A 13,044-nucleotide genomic window follows, 5' to 3' on the forward strand; every position below is an offset into this window, starting at 1 on the left:
ATGGGATTACTTCCCTGATTTGAGTATCTTGTAAGATAATTTTTGGAGCACCTTTTAGCTCCCTGCACATAAAAACTTCACTATGACGGATCAGCAGATCGCCAAGGATGTTTCTTTGAAACATATTTCCACCATTGCCGAAAAATTTGGAATAGACCCACAGGAAATAGAAATGTACGGGAAATTCAAGGCCAAACTCCCCTTGAAAGCCATAGATAGAACCAAAGCGGAAAAAAGCAATCTCATCTTGGTATCCGCCATTTCCCCAACCCCAGCTGGGGAAGGCAAGACCACCATGTCCATTGGGCTATCGGAAGGGTTGAACAGATTGGGCAAAAAAACTACCGTGGTGCTTCGGGAACCATCCCTTGGCCCAGTTTTCGGAATAAAGGGAGGCGCCACCGGAGGTGGGTATTCGCAGGTACTGCCCATGGAGGACATCAACCTGCATTTTACAGGCGATTTTGCCGCCATTGAAAAAGCACACAACCTGCTTGCGGCTATAATCGATAACAACATACAGAGCAAGACCAATTCTTTGCTTTTGGATCCCAGGACCATTGGCTGGAAACGGGTGATGGACATGAATGATCGTTCGCTACGCCATGTGATTGTGGGCCTTGGTGGTACCACATCCGGAGTACCCCGCGAAACCGGTTTTGATATTACGGCAGCCTCCGAAATCATGGCCATTCTCTGTTTGGCCAAAAACTTGACCGATTTAAAGGAACGCCTTGGGAATATTTTTGTAGGCTACACGTATGACAAAAAACCCATTTATGCCAAAGATCTTAAGGCCGAAGGTGCCATGGCCGCCTTATTGAAAGATGCCATTAAACCCAACTTGGTACAGACCATTGAAGGGAATCCGGCCATCATCCACGGGGGGCCATTCGCCAACATTGCGCAAGGGACGAATTCTGTGATAGCGACTTTGATGGGCATGACCCATTCTGATTACACGGTCACCGAAGCAGGTTTTGGGTTTGATTTGGGTGCCGAAAAGTTTTTCGACATCAAATGCCAGAGTGCCGGATTGAAACCAAAAGCAGTAGTGCTCACGACAACCATTCGTGCCCTAAAATATCATGGGGGAGCAAACTTAAAATCCTTGACCGAACCCAATGTGGAAGCCTTGAAAAAAGGATTGCCCAACCTGGAAAAGCACTTGGAGAACATTGCCAAATTCGGAATGGTTCCCGTTATCGCCATCAATCGGTTTGTATCGGATACGGATGAGGAAATCAAAGCAGTGAAAGAACTTGCTGCTTCCAAAGGCACCCGGGTGGCCGTGGCCGAAGTTTGGGCCAAAGGCGGTGCAGGGGCTCTGGAATTGGCCCAACATGTTATTGATGTGGTGGAATCCAAAAAATCCGATTTTAAACCGCTTTACGATTGGACAATGGGTGTAAAGGAAAAAATTGCCACCATTGCCACGGAAATCTACGGAGCTGAATATGTGGATTATACTGCAAAAGCTAAAGCCGACCTTAGAAAAATTTCAGATTTAGGGCTGGAAGCTTTACCTGTCTGCATTGCAAAAACTCAAAAATCACTATCTGACAATCCCAACTTGTTGGGTAGACCCAAAGATTTTATCATCACCGTACGCGAAATTGAAATTGCCGTTGGGGCCGGATTCCTCATTCCCATCACGGGGGACATCATGCGAATGCCAGGTCTGCCGGCACATCCCTCTTCGGAAGGTATCGACATTAACGATGAGGGGGAAATTACAGGTCTTTTCTAAAAATTAGATTTTTTGTAGCCAGTAGCGCATATCCACTTCTTTGGCGATGATATCCTTCACCTCGGAAAGTTTCACGCGTTTTTGCTCCATAGTATCCCTGTGGCGAATGGTCACGGTATCGTCTTCCAACGTTTGATGGTCTATGGTCACACAGAAAGGGGTCCCTGCTGCATCTTGACGACGGTAACGACGACCCACGGCATCCTTTTCATCATAATCCACGTTGAAGTCCCATTTGAGTTCATCCACTAATTTTTGCGCCACTTCAGGCAGTCCGTCACGTTTGAGCAACGGCAGAACAGCCACTTTGTTCGGGGCCAAAACTGCGGGAATTTTCAATACGGTACGGGTTGTACCGTTCTCAAGTTCTTCTTCCTGTAATGAATTGGAGAACACGGCCAAGAACATACGATCCAAACCAATAGAGGTTTCGAGCACATAGGGCACGTAGCTTTCATTCAATTCTGGGTCGAAGTACTGTAATTTTTTTCCTGAATATTTCTCGTGATTTCCCAAATCGAAATCGGTACGGGAGTGGATTCCTTCCAACTCCTTGAATCCGAACGGGAACTTGAATTCGATATCGGCAGCGGCATCCGCGTAGTGGGCCAACTTCTCATGGTCGTGGAAACGGTAATTATCGGCTCCCATTCCTAAAGAGAGGTGCCACTTCATTCGCTTTTCCTTCCAAGCCTCATACCACTCCATTTGGGTGCCCGGCTTGATGAAGAACTGCATCTCCATCTGTTCAAACTCCCGCATACGGAAAATGAACTGACGGGCAACGATCTCATTACGGAAGGCTTTTCCGGTTTGCGCGATCCCGAAAGGAATCTTCATCCTTCCGGTTTTTTGTACGTTCAAAAAATTGACAAAGATACCTTGGGCAGTTTCAGGCCTTAGGTACAGGTCCATGGCACTATCGGCAGAAGCACCCAATTTGGTGCCGAACATGAGGTTGAACTGCTTTACATCCGTCCAATTCTTGGAACCTGAAATAGGACAAACGATCTCCAATTCCTCGATTAAAGCTTTCACATCTGCCAAATCCTCTTTTTCCAAGGATCTCGCCATACGTTTTAGGATGGTGTCGGCCTGCGCCTGGTAATCCATCACCCTTTGGTTGGTGGATAAAAACTGTTCTTTGTCAAAACTGTCACCAAAACGCTTTTCGGCCTTGGCCACTTCCTTTTCGATCTTCGCTTCGATCTTGGCCACATGGTCCTCGATCAAAACATCGGCACGGTATCTTTTTTTGGAATCCTTATTATCGATCAGCGGATCGTTGAAGGCATCTACATGGCCGGAGGCCTTCCAAGTGGTGGGATGCATAAAAATGGCGGCGTCGATGCCCACGATGTTCTCATTGAGCTGCACCATGGCCTTCCACCAATATTCGCGTATGTTCTTCTTCAGCTCGGCACCGTTCTGACCGTAATCATACACTGCGCTGAGTCCGTCATATATCTCACTGGATTGGAACACATATCCGTATTCCTTCGCGTGGGAGATAACCTTCTTAAAAATGTCTTCCTGATTTGCCATTGGGCAAAAATAGAATTTTACCCAAAAAGAAATGCCTTATTTTAACTGAAATTCGGAGGTGGCCAGCAATCTTTCGTCCTCAAAAACATTGAGGGTATAGATTCCCTCTGCCAAAGATCCCTCGGGAACGGTAATGGCATCGCAAATACTGATTTCCTTTCCAGTATACACGATTTCCACTTTTTTACTGTAGATATTGCCACTCACCGAAATGGTATTGGCATTGTCCTCGATTACGGCCATGTTGGGATCCAAGAATTGCAAGTACAGCACTTTAATGTCCCCTTTGGTGTTGGGGTCGCTCAAAACAGTGACACAGCCCCTCAATTTTTCAATGGTGGAGGCCTTATTGGTCTTGATGGGCCTACCTGCCCTTAATCGGAATCCACTACCCTCTGCATCCTGAAGCTTTAAATAACTTTTTATACGCAGTTCACGGGCCAGTTCCTGGGTGGTTTCTCGAAGCAAGGACTCCGTTCGTTCCATACTTTTGGTCCTGCCACGTAAATCTTCCAACTGTTTTATGGTCTCGTCATACTTACTGGCCAACAAGCTGTTGTTGTACCTGAGGAAGTTGTTCTTGAGCTTGAGACTATCGAACTTAAGTTCCAATTTGCGAAGTTCTTTGCGGGTCTCCTTCAATTTCGTAATATTGAAGTTCAACCTTCCCACAGAATCCAATAATTGCTGGACCTTGAACCTCGAGGTCTGCAGTTCAATTTCATTGACTTCGTTGAGTCCGGAAAGTCTGTCCACTTCCGCCCTCATCAAGGTCAGGTCTTTGACCAAAAGTGATTTTTCCTGCTCGAGGAAAACCATTTGGTTCTTGGATTGGGCATAACTATAGTAGAAGGCAATCAGAATACCCACAATCACCGCGACCAGCGCAGCAAAGATAATCTTGTAGTTGAAGGTGTTATCTTGGGGGTTCATGGGTTGACAGACTACTCTTAACGTATATAAGATTTGATACCAAAAAGGTTGGCTAAGATAATAAACGAGATTAACAACATCCTATTGCCTAGGGTATGTTTTGGATGTAATACCCAATTATTTAGGGGAGAAAGCATCCTGTGTGCCGTTTGTCGACATGATGTGCCACTCACCGATCATAACTACCTAGAAGAAAATGCGGTAGACCGCATATTTTATGGCAGAATTCCCATAAAAAAGGCTGCTTCCTTCACTTTTTTTTCAAAAAACGGGTTGATCAAGAACCTATTGCACTGGTTAAAATACAAAAATCAGGAGCAAATCGGTGGCTTTTTAGGGGATTGGTGCGGCGCTCAATTGAAGAATGATCTCGGTCTAGATAACATTGAGGTGGTAATTCCCGTTCCCCTCCATCCCAAAAAACTTAAAAAAAGGGGCTATAACCAGGTAGCACTTTTTGCCCAAAAAATTGCCGAGAACATCCATGCCGAATACCGGGATGATGTTTTGCTGAAAGTGATCAATACCAAGACCCAGACCAAAAAGGACCGACAATTGCGATGGGAAACCTCCAAAGAAGCTTTTGTGCTGAATCCCAAAGCAGAAATCAACTTCCGTCATGTACTGTTGGTTGATGATGTAATCACCACGGGGGCCACCATTGAAATCTGTACAAGGACGCTTTTGGAACAACATAATCTTGAAATTTCGGTTCTAAGCATGGCCATGGTCCCGTAGGGTTAAATTTTATTAATGGTTTGTCCCATTTTTCAAATTAGTTGTTTCTTTGTTCCACATTGATTTTTGGGCATGGTGTACATAAAAAAAATGTTGGGACTTCTTTTTATCTTCTTTATGGTACTGGCCCTTTGGCAGTGTGCCAAAAGGGGTTCGCCAACCGGAGGCCCAAAAGATGTGACCCCGCCAAAACTCGTTCGTGCCGAGCCTGAAAATTTTACCATCAACTTTAAGGAAAAGAAAATACGGCTCTATTTTGATGAGTTGATCAAACTACAGGATGTGCAGAACCAATTGGTCGTTTCCCCTCCTTTTAAAAACGCGGCCGAAATAACCCCACAAGGTACTCCAAGCAAATATATAGAGTTAATCATCAAGGATACCCTTCGGGAAAATACTACCTATACCATCAATTTTGGACAAAGCATACAGGACAATAATGAGGGCAACCCTAACAGTTTCCTTACCTATGTGTTCTCCACCGGCGATTATATCGATTCCCTTTCGGTTTCCGGAGCCGTAAAAGATGCCTTTAATCGAAAGGCAGACGAATTTATCAGCGTGATGTTGTATGAAATGGACAGCACCTATACCGATTCCACCATTTATAAAAGTCCGCCCCTTTATATTACCAATACCGGAGATAGCCTGCCTTTCTTTGAGCTGAAAAACCTTAAGGCGGGCAACTATGCGCTCTTTGCCTTGAAAGATGCCAATAAGAACAATATGTACAACCAAGGCCAGGATAAGATCGGTTTTTTACAGGATACCGTGACCATTCCCACGGACTCCATTTATTTGTTGACGCTCTTCAAGGAAATATCAAATTACAAGGCTTCCGTGCCCAGTTTTGTGGCCAAGAACAAGATCATCTTTGGCTATCAAGGGGATTATAGGGACATGAAGATCGAAACGTTGACTGCCCTACCGGATTCGGTAAAGACCTTGATTTTGAAGGAGCGCGACAAGGACACCCTGAATTTTTGGATAACCCCGACCGATCTGGACTCCATCATATTTACGGTTTCCAATGAAAAGTTGGAGGCCATTGACACGTTTACCGTCAAGACCCGGAATTTACCTTTGGACTCCTTAAAAGTTTCCTCCAGTACAAGGGGAAAGTTCAACCCGGAGGATACTTTCAGTATATTGGCCAGCACTCCAATACAACAACTGGATACCAGTAAAATCTCCTTTAAAGTCAGCGACTCCATCCCCGCAGACTACTCGTTCAGTCTGGACTCTTTGGAAAATAAAATCGACTTTGATTTTGAAACGGAACCCAATCAAAAGTATTCGTTTTCCTTGCTGCCAGGCGCCATTACGGATTTCTTCGGGATTGCGAACGATACATTGGACTATAATCTTTCCACAGGAAGTTTGGCCGATTATGGGGTTTTGAGAATCAGGCTTGGAGGGGAGGTAACGTATCCGGTAATCGTACAATTGACCAACGAAAAGGGTGAAATGCAACGTGAGATAATGGCAACGGAATCACAGGTTTTTGAGTTCAACAACCTTGAACCCGGCAATTATGTGGCCCGTGTTATTTTTGATGAAAATGGAAACGGAATATGGGACACGGGAAGTTACCTTCAAAAAAGCCAGCCAGAACGCATCAGTTATTACCCTGGTCTGATTGAAATACGGGCGAATTGGGAAAAGGAGGAAAATTTTATCCTTTCAAACTAAAATCGTCCCGATCCTCTAAAAATTTCAGCTTTTGTCTTGTTGAAACAATATGCCCCTTGTCCAAAGTGGCGTATAGAATTTCTTCACCTTCCGAAAAGGCAAGTTGCTTCCCCAACACATCATACACGGCACTATGTCCTGGATAATCATATCCCAAATCATCCTGGCCTATACGGTTTACACCAACACAGTAGGACAGATTTTCTATGGAACGGGCTTTGAGCAAGGTGTCCCAAGCCTCTATTCTGGGTTTAGGCCAATTGGCCACATAAACCAACACATCGTAATCTTCGGTATTCCTGGCCCACACAGGGAATCGGAGGTCATAACAGATCAGCGGACAAATTTTGAAACCCTTATATTCCAATATCAATTTTTCCTCGCCTGCCTTATACACTTTGTCCTCACCTGCTAGGGTGAAAGTATGCTTCTTATCATAAGTCTTGGTTTCACCGTTGGGATATACGAAGAACAACCGATTAAAAAACTGGTCCTCTTCCTGAAAAATGATACTTCCCATGATGGCACTTTCGGTTTTTTCGGCCATCGATTTCATCCATGCTACCGTAATATCGCCTTCCTCTGCTTCTATTTTTTGAGGAGCCATGGTAAACCCAGTAGTGAACATCTCAGGGAGGATGATCAAATCCGTATCCTTGGAAACCGTATTTATTTTTTCCTCGAACATTTTTCTGTTGTCTTCCGGATTTTCCCAATGGAGGTGGGATTGGATCAATGCTATTGTAATGTGTTGGGACATGGTATCAATCAAAATATGTTTTAGGTTCCACTGATGTTGCCGTTTGGAACAAATCCTTTAATTGGCTCTCCAAAATACGTTCTTCGGAAAGTTCGGGAAGATTATCCAAAGAAAAGAAGTTTGCATCGAGAATGTCGAAACCTGGTTTCATTTCTCCCCCGATAATCCTGCAATGGAAGATAATCTTATAAACATAGTTAGGGGCGGGCGGATGTGGATGCATCCGTTTATCATATACCGCCAGTAATCTAACAACCTCAGCTATAATGCCCGTTTCTTCCTCTATTTCCTTCACCACAATTTCTGATGGGGTACTGCCAATGTCCGCCCAACCTCCGGGAATACTCCATTTGCCATCCAGGCTTTCCTTCGCCATTAAAATCTCATCTTTTTCGTTGAGAACAAATCCTCTGACATCCACCTTAGGGGTTGGATAGTCTTCTTGCGGCATGAAAAAATTTTCAAGAACACCAATCGGTGTATCACTGATTCCCTCCAAAAGTTTGAAACTTATCTGTTTTAATTCTTCATACCGCTCCCGATCGTAGGGGTCTTGGGCATAAATCAATCCTATCTCCGAGATGGCCTTGATCCGTTTAAAAATATTGAGCTGTTCCGTTGGGTCCATTCTGATTTATCTGTTCTGCATAAGCGCAACCAAAGTTTGGGTTCCTTGTTCCCTGGCATGGTCCAAAGCCGTTTTTCCCTTCGCGTCCTTTATAGCTACATCAGCACCATGTTCCAATAACAAGGCTACCATATCTTCCCGATTGAAGGTTACGGCGTAGATCAAACATGTGGCACCCATGGCATTTTTGTGGTTCACATCTGCTCCTGCTTGGATCAATTGTGCTGCGATTTCCACATATCCTTTAAAGCAAACACCCATCAAAGCGGTGTTTCCAGAACCGTCCTTAGCATCTACCTGTGCACCTTTTTCCAGCAAAAGATTTACCATATCCAGATGTCCGTAATAGGCAGCTAACAAAAGTGGTGTAGAACCTCGTTGATCTCTGGATTCCAATAGTTTGGGGTTTTCATCCAAAAGCATTTTCAAGGCCTTTAGATTGCCACTTCGTATATAATTAAAGAAGTCCTCGGTACTGTCCATATTGGTATTGAAAGTTATAAAAAAACTGCCATAACCGTTGCGGTCATGGCAGCCTTATTTCATTAAAATACTATTGTTCTTCCTTGAACTGACCTGATCAAGCCAAATCGAAGCGATCTAGGTTCATTACCTTGGTCCATGCGGCCACAAAATCCTTTACAAATTTCGCTTTGCCGTCTTCGGAAGCATACACTTCGGCCAAGGCACGCAAGATGGAATTGGAACCAAACACCAAGTCTACTCGGGTACCGGTCCATTTAAAATCCCCTGTGCTTCGGTCACGACCTTCATAAAGTGATTTTTCTTCGTTGGCAGCCTTCCACTCGGTAGACATATCAAGCAAGTTCACAAAGAAATCGTTGCTCAATACCCCGATATTATCGGTAAGTACACCATGTCTTGAACCTCCAAAGTTGGCCCCCAATACACGCAAACCACCTACCAAGGCAGTCATTTCAGGTGCGGTCAGGGTCAACAATTGGGCCTTGTCCAGCAACAAATGCTCGGCGTGTACCTTTACACCTTCCACCACATAGTTTCTAAAACCGTCATATGGTGTGTTCAAGTAATTTACGGATTCAATCTCGGTTTGCTCTTGACTTGCATCGTTACGCCCCGGAGTAAAAGATACTTCTGTTGCAACACCAGCATCGCTAGCAGCTTTTTCTACAGCGGCGCTACCGGCCAAAACGATCATATCGGCCAAGGAGATTTTTTTGCCTCCACTTGCTTTACTATTGAATTCATCTTTGATTCCTTCAAGAACCTTGATGGTTTTATCAGTGCCTTTGTTTACTTCCCAACTCTTCATCGGCTCCAAGTTGATACGGGCACCGTTGGCACCTCCACGTTTGTCACCACCACGGAAAGTTGCGGCAGATGACCAAGCAGTGTATACCAAATCAGAAACTGAAAGACCGGATTCCAAAACTTTGGCTTTCAATGCTTTTATATCGGCGGCATCCACCAAAGTGTAGTCCACTGCTGGAATAGGATCTTGCCAAATCAATTCTTCTTTAGGTACTTCAGGGCCCAAGTAACGGGAAAGAGGTCCCATATCACGGTGGGTCAATTTAAACCACGCACGTGCGTAAGCATCTGCAAAAGCTGCAGGGTCTTCATAGAATTTACGTGAAATTTTTTCATAGGCAGGATCAAAACGCAAGGACAAGTCAGTCGTCAACATGGTTGGCTTCCTGTTTGGTCCCCCAAATGGATCAGGGATAATAGCCTCGGCATTAGAAGCTACCCATTGGTGTGCTCCTGCTGGAGATTTGGTCAATTCCCATTCATATTCGAACAAGAACTTAAAGAAATCGTTGCTCCATTTTACAGGTGTGGATGTCCAGATCACTTCCAATCCAGAAGTAAAGGCATCCGGACCTTTTCCGGAACCATTTTTATTCTCCCATCCAAAGCCTTGTGATGCCAAATCTGCCGATTCAGGATCAGCATCCATCATTACTTTATCACCAACTCCATTACCGTGCGTTTTTCCGATGGTGTGACCTCCAGCAATCAATGCTACGGTTTCTTCATCGTTCATGGCCATGCGCTCAAAAGTTTCACGGATGTCATGTGCGGCGGCTACGGGATCGGGATTACCGTCCGGGCCTTCTGGGTTCACATAGATCAATCCCATTTGCACGGCTGCCAATGGATTCTCAAGATCGCGCTCTTCCTTATTATGAGAGTATCGGCTATTCGGTGTATCGCTCGTAGCCAACCATTCGGTTTCGTTACCCCAATATACATCTTGGTCTGGTTCCCATACATCTTCACGACCTCCTGCAAAACCGAAGGTTTTGAAACCTGCTGATTCCAAAGCTACGTTTCCAGCCAAAATCATAAGGTCTGCCCAAGATATTTTCTGACCATATTTTTGTTTGATGGGCCATAACAAACGACGGGCTTTATCCAAGCTTACGTTGTCTGGCCATGAGTTAAGGGGGGCAAAACGTTGTTGACCACGTCCACCGCCACCACGACCATCTTGAACACGATAGGTACCGGCACTGTGCCATGCCATACGGATGAACAAACCGGCATAGCTGCCAAAATCGGCAGGCCACCAATCCTGAGAATCGGTCATGACATCCAAAAGGTCTTTTTTCAAGGCTGCGTAATCCAGCTTTTTAAATTCTTCGGCGTAGTTGAATTGCTCTCCTAGCGGATTAGATTTTTCAGAGTGTTGACTCAAAAGTTCCAACTTCAATCGGTTTGGCCACCAATCTGCATTTTGTGTACCTCCTCCGGCAACTTCGCTCAAAAACGGACATTGACTTGCATCTGCCCCGTTTGCCATTTCTTTACTCATGATAGTATGTTGTTTATAGATTTTTTCTTCTTCTAAAAATACAAAATTGGCCGTCAACAGCATAGATAATTCATATTAAAATACTATTAAAACATAAATGTTTTCTATGATTTAAATCATTGCTTATTTGAATTTTCAATGTTTGGGGATTCCTTAACATTTATTGGGAAAGTCTTGCCACAATGAGGGTCAACCATTTTCTACCTTTGGATAAACACTAAAAAACAAGATACCATGAAAATGATAAAAACCGTTGCGCTAACTGCTCTCTTGTTAATGGGGACCGTTGGCTTTGCACAGAATAAAAAGGACCGAAAAATAATGGACGATGCCGTAAAGGCCAAGACCAAGCTTTTGGAAGCCGATTCTGGATTGGAACATTTTTTTGACAAATCTGCCGGATATGTCATCTTCCCCAATGTGGGCAAGGGTGGCTTTATTATCGGTGGTGCATCTGGAAATGGGGTGGTCTACGAAAACGGGGATGCCATTGGGATGGCCAACCTTAAAAAATTGAACATTGGCCTACAAGCTGGTGGACAGGCCATTATTGAGGTCATCTTTTTTGAGACCGATACGGATTTACAACGCTTTACCGAAGGGAAGTTCGAGTTTGCCGCGGAGACCTCTGCCGTGGCCCTAAAATCCGGAATTGCCTTTAATGCCAAATACAAGGACGGCGTGGCCGTATTTGCCCTGCCCAAGGCCGGACTGATGGCCGATGCCTCTGTGGGTGGGCAAAAGTTTGGCTACAAAGCCTTCTAGAAAATTTTACCAAGAAGAAAAGCCCCAAACTTTGGGGCTTTTCTTTTTTAACTCACTCCTATCAATCCCTCAAACCAGGGGTAAAATCCTGCGGGGCGTTTTGAGGCAGTTTTATGGTGCCCGCATCACCGGTATCGTTAAATAGGGTCCATTCTGAAAAGGTGTAAATCGGGCTACCTTCTATAATGTTTGAATTTCTAACAGCCCGCCCGTCCTCAAACTCATGATTGGTATTGGAACCATCCTCACCAACCACTCCAAACACATCGATAATAGTTCCGAATGGGTCTACCAGTTCCAAATTGTCATCTCCATTGGAATCGGCCGGGCTATTGGTAGAAACCCCCAAGTCCGGAGCAAACCCATACACCAATTGAAATTCCTCGGCATTGGGTGAAATCACCAAAGTGCTTTCCGCACCGATGATCAATCCTGATAAATCAATGGTGGAACTCACTTCCGTTCCATCATTGGTGTAGCGACGAAGGGTCCACTTGTTCAAATCCAAGGGTTCGGAAGAGGAGTTGTACAATTCTACAAAACGTGCCCCTGAGTTGTTGTCCGGATCGGCCAACTCGGAGATAAAAATTTGGTTCGAGGTGAATTCTGTAATGATTTCCGGGCAGCGATCATTTGTAAAATCTATATCCTCCAAACTTCGAATAATCAGTTGGGGGTTTTTACCATCCCTGACCAAAATTCCAGTTATGGAACCATTGCCATCAGGAAGAATTTCAGATTGAAAATCGGCATATCCGCTATTGAGCAAAACCGTTTGATTTTCTTCGCAATCCTGAAGGTGCCGTTCGGTTTCTTCTGTGGCAACAGCAAAGGGTTCTCCCAATTCATCATCCACAACTTCCAAGTCAACCAATTGTACCAAAATATTTAGAGGGAGAGTGTCCAAAGCTGAAATTGTGGTCAAAAGAGGTTCTACATTTTCCTTACCATCACAAGCTACCCAAACATGCTCAAAAACTTTTTGGTTGGGCAATCTGCCGATGGAAAGACTTCCAAACGAAGAAAAAGCACTTCCCAATCTGATGTTCCCTTCCTTATTGACCATATAGAGATCCTTCAGTTTGAGAAAAACCTTGCCTCCTTCGGGATATACCAGATGGGATTGTCGTATATCCACTTCCAGTTGCAGACCGTAAGTAGGTTTGGATGGTTTATCTTGAATGAAAAGGGTGCTGAAAAAATTTCCAGCCTTATCCGAAGAAATCACATAACCTTCCAAAATCAAGCTGTCCTTAATTTGTGTGACCTCCTCTGTGGAAAGAGAATCCAATTCCACAAAATTGATGTTGGCCTTCAAGTCGGTATTGCAATTTTCCTTTGGAGCATCAAAATCGGAACTTTCTACACAGGAAAACATCAACAGTAACAATATACCTACTATGGCAAAAACTAAATTTTTCATGTTCTCAAGA

The 13,044-nt window shown here is 44.4% G+C and carries 11 protein-coding genes; 4 read left to right on the forward strand and 7 right to left on the reverse strand.

Annotated features, from left to right (window positions below):
- Window positions 1-82: 82 nt before the first annotated feature.
- Window positions 83-1,750 carry a formate--tetrahydrofolate ligase gene (locus tag D2U88_RS10465; RefSeq protein WP_119640520.1) on the forward strand — a complete coding sequence of 556 codons (1,668 nt, stop codon included), beginning with the start codon at window positions 83-85 and terminating at the stop codon, window positions 1,748-1,750.
- A 3-nt stretch (window positions 1,751-1,753) separates the two neighbouring features.
- Here the strand turns inward: D2U88_RS10465 and D2U88_RS10470 are convergent, their stop codons facing one another.
- Entirely contained in the window at window positions 1,754-3,295 is a 1,542-nt protein-coding gene (locus D2U88_RS10470; protein WP_119640521.1) for a glycine--tRNA ligase, read from the reverse strand.
- A gap of 36 nt (window positions 3,296-3,331) precedes the next feature.
- Window positions 3,332-4,228 (reverse strand): hypothetical protein, encoded by an 897-nt coding sequence (locus D2U88_RS10475; RefSeq protein WP_119640522.1) that lies wholly within the window; start codon window positions 4,226-4,228, stop codon window positions 3,332-3,334.
- Between the two features lie 48 nt (window positions 4,229-4,276).
- Here D2U88_RS10475 and D2U88_RS10480 point away from each other — a divergent pair, with 48 nt between their 5' ends.
- Entirely contained in the window at window positions 4,277-4,966 is a 690-nt protein-coding gene (locus D2U88_RS10480; RefSeq protein ID WP_235855773.1) for a ComF family protein, read from the forward strand.
- Window positions 4,967-5,038: 72 nt separating this feature from the next.
- The gene (locus tag D2U88_RS10485) at window positions 5,039-6,658 is read left to right on the forward strand and encodes an Ig-like domain-containing protein (protein ID WP_119640524.1); all 1,620 of its coding nucleotides are present in this window, start codon (window positions 5,039-5,041) and stop codon (window positions 6,656-6,658) included.
- On the opposite strand, the gene D2U88_RS10490 is transcribed toward D2U88_RS10485, so the two are convergent.
- The 4 genes from D2U88_RS10490 to katG form a co-directional block, all read right to left on the reverse strand.
- Window positions 6,642-7,418 carry a nitrilase family protein gene (locus tag D2U88_RS10490; protein WP_119640525.1) on the reverse strand — a complete coding sequence of 259 codons (777 nt, stop codon included), beginning with the start codon at window positions 7,416-7,418 and terminating at the stop codon, window positions 6,642-6,644. The genes D2U88_RS10485 and D2U88_RS10490 overlap by 17 nt on opposite strands.
- 4 nt (window positions 7,419-7,422) lie before the next feature.
- Window positions 7,423-8,046, reverse strand: a complete 624-nt coding sequence (locus D2U88_RS10495) for an NUDIX hydrolase (protein ID WP_119640526.1) — start codon at window positions 8,044-8,046, stop codon at window positions 7,423-7,425.
- 6 nt (window positions 8,047-8,052) lie between these two features.
- Window positions 8,053-8,529, reverse strand: a complete 477-nt coding sequence (locus D2U88_RS10500) for an ankyrin repeat domain-containing protein (RefSeq protein WP_119640527.1) — start codon at window positions 8,527-8,529, stop codon at window positions 8,053-8,055.
- A gap of 97 nt (window positions 8,530-8,626) precedes the next feature.
- A complete protein-coding gene (gene katG / locus D2U88_RS10505) occupies window positions 8,627-10,846 on the reverse strand; it encodes a catalase/peroxidase HPI (protein WP_417935283.1) in 2,220 nt (739 codons plus the stop codon).
- 234 nt (window positions 10,847-11,080) lie between these two features.
- Between katG and D2U88_RS10510 the strand changes: the two genes are divergently transcribed.
- Window positions 11,081-11,611 carry a lipid-binding SYLF domain-containing protein gene (locus D2U88_RS10510; protein ID WP_119640528.1) on the forward strand — a complete coding sequence of 177 codons (531 nt, stop codon included), beginning with the start codon at window positions 11,081-11,083 and terminating at the stop codon, window positions 11,609-11,611.
- 61 nt (window positions 11,612-11,672) lie between these two features.
- Here D2U88_RS10510 and D2U88_RS10515 read toward each other — a convergent pair whose 3' ends face one another.
- On the reverse strand, window positions 11,673-13,034 hold the full coding sequence (locus D2U88_RS10515; RefSeq protein WP_119640529.1) for a DUF5689 domain-containing protein: 1,362 nt from the start codon (window positions 13,032-13,034) through the stop codon (window positions 11,673-11,675).
- Between the last annotated feature and the right edge of the window lie 10 nt (window positions 13,035-13,044).

The sequence above is a fragment of the Flagellimonas aequoris genome, assembly GCF_003584165.1.
Taxonomy (GTDB): Bacteria; Bacteroidota; Bacteroidia; order Flavobacteriales; family Flavobacteriaceae; genus Flagellimonas; species Flagellimonas aequoris.

Excerpts from the sequence above, each read along its gene's own strand:
- D2U88_RS10500 (WP_119640527.1), bottom strand. The coding sequence starts at position 8,529 with ATGGACAGTACCGAGGACTTCTTTAATTATATACGAAGTGGCAATCTA.
- katG (WP_417935283.1), bottom strand. The coding sequence starts at position 10,846 with ATGAGTAAAGAAATGGCAAACGGGGCAGATGCAAGTCAATGTCCGTTT.
- D2U88_RS10515 (WP_119640529.1), bottom strand. The coding sequence starts at position 13,034 with ATGAAAAATTTAGTTTTTGCCATAGTAGGTATATTGTTACTGTTGATG.
- D2U88_RS10470 (WP_119640521.1), bottom strand. The coding sequence starts at position 3,295 with ATGGCAAATCAGGAAGACATTTTTAAGAAGGTTATCTCCCACGCGAAG.
- D2U88_RS10495 (WP_119640526.1), bottom strand. The coding sequence starts at position 8,046 with ATGGACCCAACGGAACAGCTCAATATTTTTAAACGGATCAAGGCCATC.
- D2U88_RS10490 (WP_119640525.1), bottom strand. The coding sequence starts at position 7,418 with ATGTCCCAACACATTACAATAGCATTGATCCAATCCCACCTCCATTGG.
- D2U88_RS10465 (WP_119640520.1), top strand. The coding sequence starts at position 83 with ATGACGGATCAGCAGATCGCCAAGGATGTTTCTTTGAAACATATTTCC.
- D2U88_RS10510 (WP_119640528.1), top strand. The coding sequence starts at position 11,081 with ATGAAAATGATAAAAACCGTTGCGCTAACTGCTCTCTTGTTAATGGGG.
- D2U88_RS10485 (WP_119640524.1), top strand. The coding sequence starts at position 5,039 with ATGGTGTACATAAAAAAAATGTTGGGACTTCTTTTTATCTTCTTTATG.
- D2U88_RS10475 (WP_119640522.1), bottom strand. The coding sequence starts at position 4,228 with ATGAACCCCCAAGATAACACCTTCAACTACAAGATTATCTTTGCTGCG.